Below are 18,541 nucleotides of genomic sequence, written 5' to 3' on the forward strand. Positions count from 1 at the left end.
AGACCAAAAAAGTTAAGTTTGTTTGAATCGGTTCAAGGGTAATAATTTTAAACAACGCGCAAACATGAAGATAGAAAAGGTTTTAGTAGCGAACAGAGGTGAAATTGCCATACGTATTTTTAGGGCCTGTGTTGAAATCGGTGTGCGAACGGTCGGAATCTATACCTACGAAGACCGGTATTCCTTACACCGCTACAAAGCCGATGAATCGTATCAAATAGGGGAGGATAACGAACCGCTTAAACCTTATTTGGATATCGATGCCATTATAAAGGTGGCCAAAGAGAACAATGTAGATGCCATTCATCCGGGGTACGGATTTTTGTCGGAGAACGCCAAGTTCGCCCAAAAATGCGCCGACAACGGTATTGTCTTTGTCGGTCCTAAAGTTTCGGTATTAAAGGCCTTGGGCGATAAGATTACAGCCAAGGAAGTCGCAGTTGCCAATAATATTCCCATTATACAAAGTAGTGATAAGGACTTAAAGGATGTAAAGACCGCGATTGCCGAGGCCAAACGCATCGGTTATCCCTTAATGTTGAAAGCTGCTTCAGGTGGCGGCGGACGTGGAATGCGTGTGATCAGAACCCAAGAAGAACTCGAAAAAGCCTTTCCCGAGGCCAAAAGGGAATCGTTGAACGCCTTTGGCGACGATACGGTCTTCCTCGAAAAGTTTGTAGAGAATCCCAAGCATATCGAAATACAGATCGTGGCCGATACCCACGGGAACATGGTACACCTTTATGAACGTGACTGTTCCGTGCAAAGAAGGTATCAGAAGGTTATAGAATTTGCCCCGTCGATAGGACTCCCGCAAGAGACTAAGGATAGCCTATATAAGTACGCCATAGCTATCTGCAAGGCGGTCGATTATAACAATATCGGTACGGTGGAGTTTTTGGTAGATGATGATGGTAGTATCTATTTTATTGAGGTGAATCCCCGTATTCAGGTAGAGCATACGGTTACCGAAATGATCACCAATATCGATTTGATAAAGGCCCAACTTTTTATAGCTGGGGGATATAAACTGTCGGATACCCAGATAAAAATACCGAATCAAGAATCGGTTCAAGTAACGGGTATAGCACTGCAATGTAGAATAACTACGGAAGACCCATCGAATGACTTTAAACCCGATTATGGGGTAGTCACTACTTATCGAAGTGCTTCCGGTTTTGGTATTCGTTTAGATGCGGGAAGCATTTATCAAGGGGTGGTTATCTCACCTTTTTTCGATTCCATGTTGGTAAAAGTTTCGGCACGTAGCCGAACGCTTGATGGTTGCTGTAGAAAAATGCGCCGTGCCCTGGCCGAATTCCGTATCCGTGGGGTGAATACCAATATGGCCTTTCTCGATAATATCTTGAAGCATGAAACTTTTCGCGAGGGTAAGGTAACGGTCAATTTTATTAAGAACGAACCTAAACTTTTTGAGTTTACCGAACCCCGAAACCGGGCCAATAAACTGATTACATTTTTAGGGGAGGTCATAGTAAACGGAAATCCCGATGTTAAGAAGCTTGAGCCTGGCCGTATCTTGGCCAAACCGACAATTCCTTCTTTTCCGAAAATTGACGGGCACCCAAAGGGTACCAAGGATTTGTTGACCGAATTGGGGCCTGAGCAATTTGCCCAATGGCTCAAGGCGGAGAAAAAAGTACATTTTACCGATACCACCATGCGCGATGCCCACCAAAGTTTGTTGGCGACCCGCATGCGGACCATAGATATGATGAAAGTGGCCGAAGGCTATGCCAAGAACCATCCCGAAATATTTTCCATGGAAGTCTGGGGAGGCGCCACTTTTGATGTCTGCCTGAGGTTCTTGCACGAAAATCCATGGGAGCGTCTGGCCCTGTTGCGTAAGGCAATGCCCAACGTATTGTTGCAAATGCTTATTCGGGGTTCCAATGGCGTAGGGTATACGGCCTATCCCGATAACTTGATCGAGAAATTTGTAGAGGAGTCATGGAATACGGGCGTAGATGTCTTTAGAATTTTCGATTCGTTGAACTGGATGAAATCCATTGCCCCATGTATCGAGCACGTACGAAGCAGAACCGGTGGTTTGGCAGAAGGCTCCATTTGTTATACGGGCGATATTCTAAATCCTTCCAAAACAAAGTACGACCTAAAATACTACGTGCAACTCGCTAAGGATATCGAGAATGCCGGAGCCCATATTTTAGGAGTAAAGGATATGGCCGGACTCTTAAAGCCGAATGCCGCCTTTGAATTGATCCAGGCTTTGAAATCTGAAATCAATATTCCTGTCCATTTACATACCCACGATACCTCCTCGGTACAGACGGCTACCTATTTAAAAGCGGTCGAGGCAGGGGTCGATGTAGTCGATGTGGCTTTGGGCGGACTTTCGGGTCTCACTTCCCAGCCCAACTTCAATTCCGTCTTGGAGATGCTCCGCTTTCATGACCGAGAGAATGCCATGAATACGGAAAAACTTGCCGAATATTCCAATTATTGGGAAACCGTCCGTAATTATTATTACACCTTTGAATCAGGATTGAAATCGGGTACGGGCGATGTGTACCACCATGAAATTCCTGGAGGACAATATTCCAACCTAAAAGGACAGGCCATTGCCTTGGGACTTGAGGACAAGTTTACCGAGGTAACCAAAATGTACGCCGAGGTCAACCAAATGTTCGGGGATATCATCAAGGTTACCCCGAGCTCGAAAGTGGTCGGTGATATGGCGCAATATATGATCAGCAACAACCTAAGTGTTGCGGATGTCATGGAAAGGGGGGAGGATATTTCCTTTCCCGAATCGGTAAAAAGCTTTTTTAGGGGAGACTTGGGACAACCCGTGGGTGGATTTCCAAAGAAATTACAGAAAATCGTTCTAAAGGACGAAAAGCCATATACCAATAGGCCCAACGCGCATCTCGAACCCATAGATTTTGATAAGGAGTTCAAGGCCTTTAAGCGAAAGTTTAAAAAGGGAATGGGCAGGGAACTTAAAATGACCGATTTTCTTTCCTATAAATTATACCCCAAAGTCTTTACCGATGCCTATAACAACCATGTGAAGTACGGAAATTTGGTAAACCTACCGACGAAAAATTTCTTCTACGGCATGGAAGTAGGCGAAGAGATCATGGTCGAGCTCGAAGGAGGAAAGAACGTTCTGATTTCATTGATGCTCAAAGGTGAGCCCGATGAGGCCGGTAATGTTAGTATCTTCTTTAAGATCAACGGTCAACTTAGAAATATTTTGATCAAGGATACTTCCGTAAAAGTGGAAAAGCAGGAAAATATAAAAGTCGACCCGAGTGATCCCAAACAAATTGGGGCACCATTGCAGGGGCTACTTTCCAATGTACTTGTCAAGACGGGCCAAGAGGTGAAAAGGAACCAGCCCCTCTTCGTTATCGAGGCCATGAAAATGGAGACGACCGTAACGGCTACCGAAGAGGGCGTTGTTGCTAAAATACAGTTACAAGGGGGGGCTTTGGTAAATTCCGAAGATTTGGTATTGACCTTGAAATAGGTATATTGTATATCTATGTTTTTACACACGCATCCTTATGAGCCTTTTATTTTTGAGCAGGCTGAAAAGCTCATCGTAGGAACGCTTCCGCCCCCACGGTTTACGACAGGTGAACTAAAGGCCGATGATGTCGATTTCTGCTACGGTAGTAGAAATGGCATGCTCTGGCCTATTCTAGACCGCATTTTCGATTTGGGCCTGGTGTATGAAAACACCCATTTGGCCGTTGAACAACGCAAGAATTTTTTATTGGCCAACAAAATCGGGGTCTGTGATATCGTTGAAAGTGCCGAACGTGAGAAGGTAGATGCTTCCGACTTGGGTATGCAAAATGTACGCCTACGGAATTTGCTGCATTATTTAGAGCGTTATCAGAATCTGAAGACCGTACTCTTTATGGGCGGTAATAGCAAGAACGGTCCTGAATACTTTTTTAGGAAACTGTTGAAACCCATAGAGGTCAAGTTGGAAACCATTTCTGAAGAGGTGCCGCGAATATATCGATTTCAACTCCCGGAAACGGATCGGAAAATACAGACCGTCTCCCTGACGGCGCCATCGGGTGCGGCCAATAGGGCGGTAGGTAGTTTGGCTTCCTATAAAAGTATGAAGGCTGCCGATGCCAATTTTAATACCCTTGATTTTCGAGTGCTACAATACCGCGATTTTTTTCTTTCCTAAGATATTCCTCAGCTTTGGAAATACCATTGGAATAGGTGTAAACTAAAAAGAGCCCTATCGGTTTCGACAAGACTCTTTTACGAGAACACTATATGAAAATGAAAAAATTTAAATCCGTATTAATTACATTGTAAATGTACCTTGTTATACCCTTGTGGGGTAATTATTGTTGTCAAGACTGTTGTTTTTGTGGTGTAGTGTGGTATTTTTGTTATAAGACGCGCTCAAGTGTCGATAGTCGTGTATTATTACCGATATTTACCGGTCGAAAACCATAAGTATTCCTTTTAAATTTTAAATAACCTATGCCGCATATAGAAAGATTGGTTGAGTTTAAGAAGTCGGTCAACAACAAGTTTAATGTCTACAATAGTCTGTTCTTGAATTTGCCGTACCGCAATATCGAGAACGTGGGTATGCTTATACCGTTGTTGTTGGATCAATGTCAGAAAGGATTGAGTTCAGGGCTTAACCCCCAGGAAATTCTTGAGAAGTTCTTTGAGAACTACGCGCATATCGATTCTGAAAAAGAACAGATCGATTTTATGTTCAAGATTATTCAGTACGTTGAGCGACAGGTGGTTTTGTACGATAGTGTTGAAGATGCAGCTTTTCCGAAGCTACAAGAGCATACACAGTCGTTATCGATTAAAGACTACTTTCAATTGGTAAATAAGAACAAGAGTTGGGACAAGGTGTCTAAAAAACTTTCTTCCTTCAGTGCCCGCCTTGTGTTAACGGCCCATCCTACACAGTTTTATACTCCCGCCGTACTCGATATCATCGAAGAATTGCGATCACTTATTTTAGAGGATAAGATAGATGATATTGATATTACCTTACAGCAATTGGGGCTGACCTCTTTGATCAATTCAAAAAAGCCTACCCCATTGGACGAAGCTAAAAATATCATTTACTTTTTACGTCATGTGTATTACAATGCCGTGGGGGACTTGTACGCCTATATCAAAGAGAATATAAAAAAGGACGACTTCGAGAACCACAATATTATGAAGTTGGGCTTTTGGCCCGGTGGTGACCGTGACGGAAACCCTTTTGTAACGGCCGATATTACAAAAGACGTGGCCGATGAGCTCCGTATCAACTTGATGAAGTGTTACTACAATGATTTGAAGATCATTCAGAAAAAATTGACCTTCAAAGATTTGCAGGAGCCTATCCAAAAACTCCGTGGCAACTTGTATACCGCCATGTTCGATTCAAAGAAAACCGTGGGCTATAACGATATCTTGCAACCGCTTCTTGACATTAAGGAGTTGTTGATCAATAAATATCACAGCCTTTACTTAAAGGAGCTGGAGAACTTTATCGATAAGGTGAAGATATTCAAGACCCATTTTGCCACCTTGGATGTCAGACAAGATCATAGCAAGCACAAATTGGCGATTGAGAGTATATTGAAAAACAATAAATTGATCAAAGAAAGTGTTGACGAGCTTTCTCAAGAAGCCTTGGTCGACCTTTTGATCAATAAAGACCTGAAGGTCAATGCCAGTGATTATTCAGAGGATATCGTTAAAGATACCATTACCAACATCAAGCAATTGAAGGGTATTCAAGATGCCAATGGGGAAGAGGGATGCAACCGTTATATCATCAGTAATTCGGAGGATATTTTTTCGGTACTGTTCGTTTTTGGACTGTTCCGATGGTGTGGATGGAAGAAAGAAGAGATCACTTTCGATATCGTACCCTTGTTCGAGACCATGAACGGTATGGAAGGAGCCGAAAAAACCATGCAAACGCTTTTTGATTTGCCCGATTATAAGGCACATCTTGAAAGAAGAAATTACAACCAGACCATTATGCTCGGTTTTTCCGATGGTACAAAAGATGGTGGGTATTTAAAGGCCAACTGGGCTATTTTCAAGACCAAGGAAACCTTGTCAAAGGTGTGTGATAAAAATGGCTTCAACGCTATTTTCTTTGACGGACGTGGTGGCCCACCGGCACGTGGTGGTGGTAAAACGCACCGTTTTTATGCGGCCCAGACCAAGAGCATTGCCAATCATGAAATACAGTTGACCATTCAAGGACAGACTATAACCAGTACCTATGGTACCAAGGAGCAGTTTATCCATAACAGTGAGCAACTCTTGACGGCCGGTCTTTCAAACAACCTTTTCGGTAAAGAGAACGTGATTTCAAAAGAGCACAGAAAATTGATAGAGCAACTTTCTGAGTTGAGCTTCAAAAAGTACGATGCACTTAAGAACCACGATAAATTCATTCCCTACTTGGAGAACCGTAGTACGTTAAAGTACTACCAAAAAGCCAATATAGGTAGTAGACCGGGGAAAAGGGGGAATAAGAAAAAATTGGAACTTACCGACCTTAGGGCCATCTCTTTTGTTGGTTCTTGGAGCCAATTGAAGCAGAACGTACCGGGTTATTTTGGTATTGGTACCGCTATACGGACCATTAAAAATGAAGGTAGGTTGTCTGAACTTAAGAAATTGTACAAAGAGGTGCCTTTCTTTAAAGCCTTGATGCATAATAGTATGATGTCGTTGTCCAAGTGTTATTTTGAGCTCACATCCTATATGCAGAAAGATGAGGAGTATGGAGATTTTTGGAACATCCTTCACGAAGAGTATCAACTGTCTAAGAAAATGTTGCTTTTGATTTCCGGAAGCAAGATTTTGATGGAAAACGAGGCAGTTTCCCGTGAGTCGATCAAAATACGAGAGAATATTGTTCTTCCGCTCTTGGTAATCCAACAGTTTGCCTTGCAGAGAATAGGGCAGGACACAAGCTTTAAGGACGAGTATGAAAAAATCGTTACCCGTTCGCTCTACGGCAATATTAATGCCAGTAGAAACTCAGCGTAAAAAAAGGCCCTTACTTTTAAAGTAAGGGCTTTTTGTTTAAAACGGATATGTTGTTTTTTGGGGTGGCCTAATCTTCGAAAACCTTGAACGCTGCGCCCATACCGTAATTGCGATGTCCAGTTTGGAGCAGTTTTGAGTTGGGGTTATAGTTCCGATCAAAGACTTGCCATTTTTTATCGTTAAAAAAAATGCGGCGAACAAAGGTGCGTTGATTAGCCTCTCCCTTTACGAAGGGCAACAAGGGCCTAAAGGAGGTCGATATTTTTTGTATGCCCCGGGCCGTTTTTATCTCACGGTATTTTTTGGTCTCTACCAATTTCCCCTCTTTATCGGCATAGCCTAAAACTTGGATCGAAACAAAAAGTCCCGACTCGGGAATGAAAATGGAGTTGGACAATAGGTCGAGCTCAAATACCTTGTCGGCCTTTTCGTCCATAGAAAAAACGATGTTTTCATAGGGAATGCCCGCACCGGGAGTTCCATTGTTGTTTTCGTAGAACTGTACCCTGAATATAGTGGCGAACTTACCCTTTCCCTTGGTTTTGTATTCCGATTCGGCATTGACGGGCAAGTAGAGTTTTGATATTTGTGAAACCTGACCTTCATAGCGATGAAAGAGCACGGCTATTTCACTTTCTACGGTAGGCAACCAACAGGCAAAAATGTCTTTATGGGTCTGCGGTTTTTGCTTCCTCAACTTGAATTTTCCTTGTTTTGGGGCGGAGACGATAACTTCGCCGAGTTGTGAAACCTCTGGGGCAAGTGCAACGATATGGGGTTCGGGGCTATTGCCTTTTGGAATCGAGATCGCTTTTTCCGAATAGCCAAGTGCCGAAATATAGAGCGTATCTATGTCGGGGTATTTTTGGGAGGAAAATACAAAAAGACCTTCTTCGTCGGCAAAGGTGCCCAGTCCGTCACCAAACGATATGGTGGCGAAGGAAACGGGGGAGCGGTCTTTGCTGTCTATGACCTTGATCTCTTGTGCATGGCCCCAATAGATAATAAGAAAGAAAAGAACGAGGGTATATCGCTTCATGGCGTAAACAATTTAGTACATAGTTAAGGCCGTTAAGACCTTGTACTCTATTGAGAACGGGATTTACCGATTTTCAGTATTAAAAATCGAATTAATAAGACAAAGGGAAAACCGTGTAAGATCACATCGAACCAATCTTTGGGCTGCATACCTATTGCTCCGCCCGTAATCCACTTGATTTTGCCCCAGATATGGGGTTCGGGAAAAAAAGGGGCCAGACCCAAGCTAAGGCAGAGGAGCAATAGAAGCTTGCCGTTGTTGATAAGGTCTTTCATGAGTTGCTGTTTTTGTCAATAAAAACTAGCGGATGGTTTCGATGAACTTGTCAATTCCGTCTACGCCATGACCGTTTAAATGCTTGATAAAGGCCGAACCGATAATGGCCCCTTTGGCCGATTTTGTGGCCTGCTCGAAAGTTTCGGAATTACTGATGCCGAAACCTACGATCTGGGGATTTTTCAGCTTCATGTCGGCAATGCGCTGAAAATAGGCTTGCTGCTCATCACCGAAACCCGATTGTGCCCCGGTAACACTTGCCGAGCTTACCATGTAAATGAATCCGTTGGAAACCGAATCGATAAAGCGGATGCGCTTTTCGGAAGTCTGTGGGGTAATCAAGAATACATTGATCAGGCCGTATTTTTCAAAGGTCTCCTGGTATTCTTCATGATAGACATCTACCGGAAGATCGGGAATGATGAGTCCGTCTACCCCGATTTCCTGGCATTTTTTACAGAAGGCATCCACACCGTATTGAAGCATGGGGTTAAAATAACCCATGATAATGAGCGGAATGGAAACCGATTTACGGATATCTTTCAGCTGATCGAAAAGAATTTCGGTCGTCATGCCGTTTTTAAGCGCCGCCGTGGAACTTTGTTGAATGGTGGGGCCGTCTGCCAAGGGATCACTGAACGGAAGCCCTATCTCGATTATATCGACGCCGTTTTTCTCCAATTGCTGTATGATTTCCACGGTGTCACCCAGTTTGGGATAGCCGGCCGTAAAATAGATGGAAAGCAGTTTTCCGTCTTCGTTCAGTTTTTTGTTGATTCTATTTCCCATAGTTTCAAATGCTGTTTTTCCTTTTAATAGGATGGGCAAGTTCGTTTGGGATGCCGTTTTATAGGATCCGTAAGATCTTGCCCAAGTATTTTATAGATTAAAATATTCGATATAGTTGTTGAGGTCCTTGTCTCCACGCCCCGATAGGTTGATGACCACTACATCTTCGGGCTTGAATTTTCGGTGTTCCAAGATCGCTAGTGCGTGTGAAGATTCAATAGCCGGGATAATACCTTCCATTTTAGACAATAGCAAGCCGGCCTTCATGGCATCGTCATCGGTAATGGAAATAAATTCCCCGCGGCCCGAGGCGAACAAATTGGCATGCATGGGTCCGACCCCGGGGTAGTCCAATCCTGCGGAAATAGAATAGGGCTCGGTGATTTGTCCGTCATGGGTCTGCATCAATAAGGTTTTGCTACCGTGAATGATTCCTACCTTACCCAAGGCCGAGGTAGCGGCACTTTCGCCACTGTCAATTCCTTTTCCGGCCGCTTCAACGGCTATGATGCCTACTTCCGGAATATCTAGGTAATGGTAGAAGGCGCCCGCGGCATTGCTTCCCCCGCCCACACAGGCCACTACGTAATCGGGATTTTCACGACCTTCCTTTTCCTTTAACTGCCATTTGATCTCTTCCGAAATAACGGACTGAAAGCGCGCTACCATATCGGGGTAGGGGTGTGGCCCGACCACGCTACCTATAATATAATGGGTGTCTACAGGGTTGTTGATCCAGTCGCGAATGGCCTCGTTGGTGGCGTCTTTTAGGGTTCTACTGCCCGAAAGTGCGGGTCTGACCTCGGCGCCCAACATCTTCATTCGAGCCACGTTCGGGGCTTGACGGGCAATGTCTATTTCGCCCATGTAAACGATGCACTCAATGCCCATAAGGGCACATACCGTTGCGGTAGCCACCCCGTGTTGGCCGGCGCCCGTTTCGGCAATGATTCTGTTTTTGCCCAATTTTTTGGCCATAAGGATCTGCCCGATGGTATTGTTGACCTTGTGCGCACCGGTATGGCAAAGATCTTCGCGTTTCAGGTATATCTTGGTGTTGTATTTTCTTGAAAGCCGATCGGCAAAATAGAGCGGGGTAGGGCGTCCTACATAGTCTTTGAGCAATTGGTCAAACTCCTTTTTAAAGGAGGGGTCTTGCATGATACGGATGTAGTTCTGCCGAAGCTCCTCGGTATTGGGGTATAGCATTTCAGGAATATAGGCACCGCCAAACTCCCCGTAATATCCTTTTTCGTCCGCTTGATAGGTTTTCATAACAATTCGTAGTTAATATGAAGTTGTAGTACAAAGTAAAAAGTAGGGTTTCATACGTTTTACTCGATACTAAGTACTCTTTTAAATTCTTTTACTTTTTCAACATCCTTTAAACCCGGTTCTATCTCAAACTTACTGTTCACGTCTATGGCGTGACAGTATTTGGCTTCCGGCCGGGTCATGAATTCCTTTAGGGAATCCACTTCGTTCAATCCGATACCGCCGCTCAAAAAATAAGGTTTGGTAGAGGGATAGTCTTTTAAAACTTCCCAATCAAAGGCATAGCCGTTTCCCCCGGGCAATTTCCCCTTGGTATCGAAAAGAAAGAAATCGCATACGGTTTCATATGGCTTTACTATTCCAAAATCAAAATCGTCCTTAATCGAAAACACTTTGATGATGCCGATATGTTTTACTTTTTGCCTAAGCTCGGCGCAGTATTCGGGCGTTTCCGAACCGTGCAATTGCACTAGCAAAAGGTCGTGCTCTTGTATGCGTTCGACAACGGTTTGAATGTCGGCATCGACAAATACGCCAACTTTCTTTACCGTATGGGGTACGGGTGTCATGGGCCCCGTAAAATGGCGTTTGGATTTTTCCCAAAAAATAAAGCCGAGGTAGTCGGGCCTCAGGCCGGCAATTTCGGTCGTGTTTTTGTTCATGCCACACACCTTCAGCTTGATCGGGGCGTTTTCTATGGTAGAAGGCCCTGATTTTTTGGTTGTGTAATGATAGTCCATTTGAGTCATTGCATTGGGTCGCAATTACGACAATTGTTTAATGAATTCCTTGGCATTTTTACCGGGATTGTCGGTTTTCATAAAATTTTCCCCGATCAAAAAGCCCTGGTAGCCGTAGGGCTTCAAGTCGTTTATGGCCTCTATGGAACTGATTCCGCTTTCCGATACTTTTACGAATTCATCGGGAATGAGTTTTGAAAGCGATTTGCTGGTATCTAGGCTTACCTCAAAGGTTTTGAGGTTTCGATTGTTGACGCCCAACATGTCGAGGCTGGGCATAATGCTTTTCTGTAGTTCGGCTTCGTTGTGCACTTCGAGCAACACGTCAAGGTCCAGGCTTTTGGCCAGTTCCGAAAAGGTCTTTATTTCCTCCTTCGATAAAATGGCGGCGATCAATAGAATCACGTCGGCCCCATGGGCACGGGCTTCCAAAATTTGATATTCGTCTATAATAAACTCTTTCCGCAATAAGGGTAGGCCTACGGAGGCGCGCGCCAATAACAGATCGTCGAGCGAACCGCCGAAATACTTGCCGTCGGTCAAAACGGACATGCCACAGACGCCTGCATTTTCGTATCCACGGGCTACGTCTTGAACGTTCAGGCCTTGGTTGATTTCCGATTTGGAGGGCGAACGGCGTTTGTGCTCGGCAATGATACCGGTTGGGCTGTTGCGCAGGGCCTTGCTTAAAGAAACTGTCTCTCGTGCGAACAAGACCGAATTTTCCAATTGGGAAATGGGAATAAGCGACTTTCTTAAGTCTGTTTCCTTGCGTTTGTCCGCTACTATTTTGTCTAGAATGTTCATCTTCTATGGGCCTTGGGGTGCCCCTGTTTAGTTTTTACTTAATTCTTGCAGTTTTTTCAATGCATTCAGTCCTTTTCCGGCCAATAGCGATTCCTTGGCTTGTTCGAAACCTTCTTTCGGACTAAGGTTTTTTACCGTGGCTATGGCGACACCCGCATTGGCACAGACTACATTGTTCTGGGCTTCCGTACCCCGGCCTTGCAGTACATTTAAGAATATCTGGGCCGAATCCTCAATGGAATCCCCGCCGACTATTTGCGACTGTTCGATCTTTTCTACGCCAAAATCTTCGGGTTTCAACATGCTTTCCGAAGTGTTGGATATGGTTTTGGTATTGCCCGTCAACGAAATCTCGTCATAGCCGTCCAAGGCGTGGAGTACGGTAAACTTCTTGTCCGTATTCTGGTAGAGGTAACCGTACATACGGGCCAGTTCAAGGTTGAAGACACCTACCATTTGGTTCTTGGGAAAGGCGGGGTTGACCATGGGCCCCAACATATTGAAAAAGGTCTTTACGGCCAATTCTTTTCTGATCGGACCTACGTTTTTCATGGCAGGGTGAAATAAGGGGGCATGAAGGACACAGATACCCGCTTGGTCAATCGATTTTTTTAGGAAGTCGGCTTCGTTACTGAACTTGATCCCTAAGAATTCCATGACGTTGCTGCTCCCGCATTTGGAAGAAACACCGTAGTTACCATGCTTGGTTACGTTTACACCTGCGCCCGCCGTTACGAACGACGCCAAGGTGGAAATATTGAAGGTGTCTTTTCCGTCACCGCCCGTTCCACAAAGGTCGATCGGGTCGTATTCCGAGAGGTCTACCGCCAAGCACAGTTCCAAAAGGGCATCGCGGAAACCCTCTAGTTCTTCAATAGTGATGCTACGCATCATATAAACCGTTAGGAATGCGGCAATCTGACTGGTGTTGTATTCGCCTTTCGCAATGTTTACCAGTACCTGTTTGGCTTCCTCTTTGTGGAGAATATCGTGATTGATGAGTTTGTTTAATGTGTCTTTCATGGTCTTGTTCTTACTACAATGGGGTACGTATTTAATCGATTCCTGTGCTGTTCCAGTTTACTTCCCTAGCCAATTGGCGAGAATTTTTTTGCCTTCGGGCGTCAAGACCGATTCAGGGTGAAACTGAACGGCGGAAACATCGTAGACCTTATGGCGCAGCGACATGATTTGGCCGTTCTCATCGACCGAAGTGGCTTCGAGGCTTTCGGGTAAATTCGGGTCGACTACCCAAGAATGGTATCGGCCCACCTTAATTTTTTTGGGCAAGCCCTCAAAATTGGGATCATCTTTGGTGATGGTGATTTCGGTAGCGATACCGTGGTACACTTCGTCGAGGTTGATCAGCGAACCGCCGAATACCTCGCCTATGGCCTGTTGGCCCAGGCAAACCCCGAAAATACTTTTGGTAGGGGCGTATTTGGCAATGATTTCCTTTAGGAGCCCGGCTTCATCTGGAATTCCCGGACCCGGGGAAAGTACGATCTTATCAAAGGCCTCGACTTCATCAAGGGTCAATTGGTCGTTGCGTTTTACGATTACCTCACAATCCAAGTCTTCCAAATAATGGACCAAATTATAGGTAAAGCTATCGTAGTTGTCTATTACTAAAATCTTTTTCATCGTTATATGCTTTCGGCAATTTTCAAGGCCTTGGTCAATGCGCCCAATTTGTTATAGGTTTCCTGCAGTTCGTCTTCGGGGTCCGATGCGGCAACAAGGCCTGCTCCGGCCTGGTAATGCAATTGATGGTTTTTGCTTAAAAAGGTGCGGATCATAATGGCGTGGTTAAAATTGCCGTCAAAGTCCATAAACCCAATGGCGCCACCGTAGTAGCCGCGACTGGTCTTTTCATATTTCTCGATGAGTTGCATGGCCATGTGTTTGGGCGCGCCGCTCAAAGTCCCTGCCGGAAAGGTGTCGGCCACTACTTTCATGGTAGGGATGTCTTTCTTTTTTTGCCCCACAACCTTAGAGACCAAATGAATGACATGGGAGAAGAACTGTACCTCCCTATAGTTGGTCACCTCTACCATGCTACCGTTTCGGCTCAAGTCGTTACGGGCCAGGTCGACCAACATAACATGTTCGCTGTTTTCTTTATGGTCTTCGGTGAGTTCCTTGGCCAGAATGGCATCCTGTTCATCGTTTCCGGTGCGTTTAAAGGTTCCCGCGATCGGGTGGATTTCGGCCTTGCCGTTTTTTACGATGAGCTGTGCTTCAGGCGAACTTCCGAAGATCTTAAAATCACCGTAGTCGAAGTAGAACAGGTAGGGCGAGGGGTTTACGGAGCGCAGTGCCCGGTATACGTTGAACTCATCGCCCTTAAATCCTTGGGAAAACCTTCGGGAAAGGACCAGTTGAAAAACATCGCCACGTTGACAGTGTTTTTTTGCCAATCTTACATGTTCCCGGTATTCTTCGTCCTCTAGATTGGAGGTGGCTTCGCCGTCGAGGGAGAAATTGTACGACGCAAAGGTACGTACGTTTAATATGTGCGCTATTTCGGCCGTGTTTTCATCGGTGTTGAAACAGTGGGCAAAAATATAGGCCTCGTTTTTATGGTGGTCTATGGCAATAATATTCTGGTATACCGCATAATAAATATCGGGTATGGTTACCGAATCATCTTTTTTACTGATTTCTACATCTTCGTAGTAACGTACGGCATCATAGGCCATATAGCCGAAGATACCGTTGTTGATAAACTTGAAATCGCTCTCTTCGGCCTCGAACTTTTTGCTAAAGTCGTGAATGACCTTTACAACGTCGGTGTCGGCATTGATCTGCGTTTCGTACGAAGTCTGGTCAGGAAACCGTTCCACAATGGTTTCATTCTCGATTTTTATCGATGCGATAGGGTTGCAACAGATGTACGAAAAACTATTGTCGGTAGCGTGGTAATCGCTACTTTCCAGCAAAATGCTGTTCGGGAAACGATCGCGAATCTTAAGGTAGACACTTACCGGGGTGATAGTGTCGGCCAAAATTCTTTTGTGATAAGATTTTAATTTGTACTTCATTTTGATAGTATTCAAATGCAAAAGGCTTGTCGTGATGACAAGCCTTTATATAGTTTTACTACAATGGTGCTCAGCTCACGATGTCTGTCAAGAGTTGTTCCACCACCAAGTATTTACGTTATTTCTGTTCATTGGGTCAAATATAGAAATCATTTTTAAAACCACAAACCGATTTTTTGAAAAAAAAGCCCTGCCCTCTTGACGAAGGCAGGGCTTAATATGCTATTGTTGAGCTAACTTAGAATTCTAGGTCAACAACAAGGTCAAACTCGTCATATATAGTCTTGTCTCCTAAATTTTCGAAGAAACTACCCGATCCGTATTTAATGTCATAAGCGGTTCGGTCTACTTTTACTGAAGCGGTAGCTTTGCTGCCATAAACCGATACATCAAAGGTAATGGGTTTGGTAATACCTTTAATTGTAAGGTCTCCGGTTACTTCGTACGCATTTTTTCCAGTGGCTTTTACTTTGGTAAAGACCAATTTAGAGCTAGTGTGCTTTTCGGTGGAAAAGAAATCTTCGGACTTTAAGTGACCTTCCAATTTTCCTTTTGATTCGCCTTCAAGGTCTAGGGCAACCAAAGAAGTCATGTCGGCCTCAAATTCACCACCGGTTAACTTGTCACCATCAAAAATCAATGAACCTGATTTAAGGTCTACCGTGCCATAGTGTGATCCGGTTACTTTGTATGCTTTCCAAGTAATGGTACTTGATTCGGTCTTAACTTCTTTTTTGTCTTCAACTGTCGGCTCAGTAGCCATTGCTACGCCAAATACCATGGCTAGTGCCAAACTTAATACTCCTTTTTTCATAATTGATGTTTAGATTTAAAATGAATAATTAGTGTTTCTATTTAAAATTTGTTGAACAATGTGTTCAGTTGTTCCATGTCTTGGTCCGATAGGTTCTTTAATATAAGGTCCTCTGCCTTGGTCATTGATCGGTCCATTTCTTTTAATATGTCCAGGCCTTCCTTTGTTATACGTATTTCGACCTTTCGTCGGTTCGAAGGGCAAACCTTTCTGTCGACATAGCCTTTTAACAAAAGTTTGTCCACCAAACGGGTAGTGTTACTCATTTTAGAGACCATACGTTCGTTAAGCGTAGCCAAACTCGCTGGTTTGCCGTTCTGGCCCCTTAAAATGCGCAGTACGTTAAATTGTTGTAATGACACCCCGTAGGGTTTGAGGGCGGCACTCAAAGCTTCCGTTACCGTATTGTTGACCAATAAAAAATGGATCAGTGTACGGCTTTTTAGGGGAATTTCTTTTTTAGTCTTTAAAATATCTTCTACATTCATGTCTCTACAACAATTGTATATACAAATGTATATTTAAAGTTCAAATCATTAAAATTTCCGATGGATAATTTTTTGTTAAATATTTAGGAAATGCCTTTGGTTCAAAATCCGTAATTTTGGTTTTTTAAAATGGACATCCGCAATAGCGATAAAAATTAGATTATGAATTTATCACAAGAAGATTGGGAAGAGCAGCTGGAAAAAGATGACAACGCACTTATTCTAGATGTTAGGACTCCTGAAGAAGTAGAGGAGGGTTATATACCCAATTCCATCAATATAGATTTTTACCTTGGGCAAGACTTCTTGAACGAAATCGAGAAGCTTGACAAAAGTAAGAACTACTATGTGTACTGCCGAAGCGGTAATCGAAGTGGTCAGGCCTGTGCCATTATGAACAGTGTAGGTATAGAGAATACCTATAACCTTGAAGGTGGGTTCATGAATTGGGATGGTGCGGTAGAAGGCGATTAGTGTCTTCTTGTCAAACCTGCTTCCATAGCTTGGGTTTGGTGTTGTTGGAAAAATAATGGGCCCCGGTCAGTACTTTATAATGTACCGTCGGGGCCTTGTTTTTTTAATGATTTAGAATTTATCTTTTTTTGTATATAAATTGTGCGTTGCAAAAAAACAACCGTTTCAATGCGCGAAGACCTTCTTCATTTTATATGGAAATATAAAAAACTAAGGCTTTCCGATTTGCGGACGAGCCGAGGGGAGAGTTTGTCCATTATCAATTTCGGTAGGCACAATCACCTGGCCGGTCCTGATTTTTTTAATGCCCAAATAGATATAGGGGGGCAGGTGTGGGCCGGTAATGTCGAGATGCACCTAAGATCTTCCGATTGGTATGCCCACCACCACGAACAAGATGTAAACTATAATAATGTAATACTACACGTAGTTTGGGAAGACGACGGGGATGTTTTTAGAAAAGACAATAGCCTTATACCTACATTAGAGTTGCGTAAGTATATTCCTTTGCAGCTCTTGCAGACCTATCAAAGTTTGTTCGATAGGAAAAACGTGCATTTTATTAATTGCGAAAAAGATATAGGGGAGTTCGATGACTTCTTGATGAAGAACTGGTTGGAGCGTCTTTATTTTGAGCGGCTCGAGACCAAGGCCGTGTTTGTGTTCGATCTATTGAAAAAATCGAATAACGATTGGGAGCAAGTACTGTTTACTTTGCTTTTGAAGGGATTTGGACTCAAAATTAACGGGGCGGCTTTTTTAAGCTTAGGAATTGCCCTCGAATTTTCCATTTTTAGAAAACAGCAAGACAGCGTTTTTCAAATGGAGAGCTTGTTGTTCGGTATGGCCCATCTCTTGGAAGACGATACGGTTTTGGATGACTATTATATAGAGCTCAAAAAAGAGTATGCCTATCAAAAGCGCAAATACGGATTAAGCGATGCCGGTGTGCAAAAACCGGATTTTTTTAAGCTTAGGCCACCTAATTTTCCCACGGTGCGATTGTCGCAATTGGCCAATTTATACGCCACGCACCAAAGTTTGTTTCATAAGGTAATCTCGGCGATAAGCCTAGAAGAGCTTTATGCTATATTTAATGTCAAGGCCAGTGCATATTGGGACAGCCATTATACTTTTGGTAAGGAATCGCGAAAAAAGACAAAAAAGCTCACATCAACGTTTGTTGACCTATTGGTGATAAATGTCATTCTTCCGTTGCAATTCTGTTATGCCAAACACAGGGGAGTGGATGTTAACGAACAAATTATTAAGGTGATATCCAAAATAAAGAAGGAAAATAATACCGTTGTCTCCAACTTCGGAAAAATGGGCATGGCACCATTGAATGCTAAAGATAGCCAGGCCTTATTGCAGTTGTACAATAGGTACTGTACCCAAAACAAATGCCTACAATGTGTGGTGGGAACCAATTTATTGCGTTGAAATGGTTAAATTTGGCTTTAAAGATTTTGAAAAAATGCTCTAGTCGGCGTTTCATATAGTTTCAAACATCACTATGAACCTCTTCTATAAATTACTTTATTATTTTCAGAAACGCGGTTTCGAGGTGTGCCGTAGAATAGCCGAAAGGTTGGGCATACGGGCCAGGGTTGTACGGACATCCTTCATTTACCTGACGTTCGTAACCTTGGGTTTTGGTTTTGCACTGTACCTGTTTTTGGCCTTTTGGTTACGCATCAAAGACTTGGTGTATACCAAGCGTACTTCCGTTTTTGATTTATGAT

17 protein-coding genes are annotated in these 18,541 nt (G+C 43.7%); 6 read left to right on the plus strand and 11 right to left on the minus strand.

The annotated features are described in order from the left end of the window. Positions 1-64 precede the first annotated feature (64 nt). The 3 genes from BW980_RS17405 to BW980_RS17415 all read left to right on the plus strand — a co-directional run bounded on the left by BW980_RS17405 (position 65) and on the right by BW980_RS17415 (position 7,050). A complete protein-coding gene (locus BW980_RS17405; RefSeq protein ID WP_076456452.1) occupies positions 65-3,517 on the plus strand; it encodes a pyruvate carboxylase in 3,453 nt (1,150 codons plus the stop codon). Between the two features lie 15 nt (positions 3,518-3,532). Beyond that, the gene (locus BW980_RS17410; protein ID WP_076456453.1) at positions 3,533-4,198 is read left to right on the plus strand and encodes a uracil-DNA glycosylase family protein; all 666 of its coding nucleotides are present in this window, start codon (positions 3,533-3,535) and stop codon (positions 4,196-4,198) included. 305 nt (positions 4,199-4,503) lie between these two features. Further along, the gene (locus BW980_RS17415) at positions 4,504-7,050 is read left to right on the plus strand and encodes a phosphoenolpyruvate carboxylase (RefSeq protein WP_076456454.1); all 2,547 of its coding nucleotides are present in this window, start codon (positions 4,504-4,506) and stop codon (positions 7,048-7,050) included. Positions 7,051-7,117: 67 nt separating this feature from the next. On the opposite strand, the gene BW980_RS17420 is transcribed toward BW980_RS17415, so the two are convergent. From BW980_RS17420 to BW980_RS17470, 11 genes are all read right to left on the minus strand, one after another. Then, the gene (locus BW980_RS17420) at positions 7,118-8,089 is read right to left on the minus strand and encodes a carboxypeptidase-like regulatory domain-containing protein (RefSeq protein WP_076456455.1); all 972 of its coding nucleotides are present in this window, start codon (positions 8,087-8,089) and stop codon (positions 7,118-7,120) included. A 47-nt stretch (positions 8,090-8,136) separates the two neighbouring features. Beyond that, positions 8,137-8,364, minus strand: a complete 228-nt coding sequence (locus BW980_RS17425) for a hypothetical protein (RefSeq protein ID WP_076456456.1) — start codon at positions 8,362-8,364, stop codon at positions 8,137-8,139. A 25-nt stretch (positions 8,365-8,389) separates the two neighbouring features. Then, positions 8,390-9,154, minus strand: a complete 765-nt coding sequence (gene trpA / locus BW980_RS17430; RefSeq protein WP_076456457.1) for a tryptophan synthase subunit alpha — start codon at positions 9,152-9,154, stop codon at positions 8,390-8,392. 90 nt (positions 9,155-9,244) lie between these two features. Continuing rightward, positions 9,245-10,429, minus strand: coding sequence for a tryptophan synthase subunit beta (gene trpB, locus BW980_RS17435; protein WP_076456458.1), 1,185 nt, complete (start codon positions 10,427-10,429; stop codon positions 9,245-9,247). 59 nt (positions 10,430-10,488) lie between these two features. Continuing rightward, positions 10,489-11,169, minus strand: coding sequence for a phosphoribosylanthranilate isomerase (locus BW980_RS17440; RefSeq protein ID WP_245800094.1), 681 nt, complete (start codon positions 11,167-11,169; stop codon positions 10,489-10,491). A gap of 24 nt (positions 11,170-11,193) precedes the next feature. Continuing rightward, positions 11,194-11,976 carry an indole-3-glycerol phosphate synthase TrpC gene (gene trpC / locus BW980_RS17445; RefSeq protein ID WP_076456459.1) on the minus strand — a complete coding sequence of 261 codons (783 nt, stop codon included), beginning with the start codon at positions 11,974-11,976 and terminating at the stop codon, positions 11,194-11,196. Between the two features lie 27 nt (positions 11,977-12,003). Then, positions 12,004-12,999 (minus strand): anthranilate phosphoribosyltransferase, encoded by a 996-nt coding sequence (gene trpD / locus BW980_RS17450; protein ID WP_076456460.1) that lies wholly within the window; start codon positions 12,997-12,999, stop codon positions 12,004-12,006. Between the two features lie 57 nt (positions 13,000-13,056). Further along, on the minus strand, positions 13,057-13,620 hold the full coding sequence (locus tag BW980_RS17455) for an anthranilate synthase component II (protein WP_013992046.1): 564 nt from the start codon (positions 13,618-13,620) through the stop codon (positions 13,057-13,059). Between the two features lie 2 nt (positions 13,621-13,622). Beyond that, a complete protein-coding gene (locus BW980_RS17460; RefSeq protein ID WP_076456461.1) occupies positions 13,623-15,020 on the minus strand; it encodes an anthranilate synthase component I family protein in 1,398 nt (465 codons plus the stop codon). A 238-nt stretch (positions 15,021-15,258) separates the two neighbouring features. Beyond that, the gene (locus tag BW980_RS17465) at positions 15,259-15,834 is read right to left on the minus strand and encodes a YceI family protein (RefSeq protein ID WP_076456462.1); all 576 of its coding nucleotides are present in this window, start codon (positions 15,832-15,834) and stop codon (positions 15,259-15,261) included. A 41-nt stretch (positions 15,835-15,875) separates the two neighbouring features. Then, positions 15,876-16,322 carry a MarR family winged helix-turn-helix transcriptional regulator gene (locus BW980_RS17470; protein ID WP_076456463.1) on the minus strand — a complete coding sequence of 149 codons (447 nt, stop codon included), beginning with the start codon at positions 16,320-16,322 and terminating at the stop codon, positions 15,876-15,878. A 159-nt stretch (positions 16,323-16,481) separates the two neighbouring features. Between BW980_RS17470 and BW980_RS17475 the strand changes: the two genes are divergently transcribed. From BW980_RS17475 to BW980_RS17485, 3 genes are all read left to right on the plus strand, one after another. Further along, entirely contained in the window at positions 16,482-16,796 is a 315-nt protein-coding gene (locus BW980_RS17475; protein ID WP_046287314.1) for a rhodanese-like domain-containing protein, read from the plus strand. A gap of 168 nt (positions 16,797-16,964) precedes the next feature. Next, entirely contained in the window at positions 16,965-18,239 is a 1,275-nt protein-coding gene (locus tag BW980_RS17480) for a DUF2851 family protein (protein WP_076456464.1), read from the plus strand. A 73-nt stretch (positions 18,240-18,312) separates the two neighbouring features. Then, positions 18,313-18,540, plus strand: coding sequence for a PspC domain-containing protein (locus tag BW980_RS17485; protein ID WP_013992040.1), 228 nt, complete (start codon positions 18,313-18,315; stop codon positions 18,538-18,540). Position 18,541 lies beyond the last annotated feature (1 nt).

Source organism: Zobellia uliginosa, assembly GCF_900156625.1.
Taxonomy (GTDB): Bacteria; Bacteroidota; Bacteroidia; order Flavobacteriales; family Flavobacteriaceae; genus Zobellia; species Zobellia uliginosa.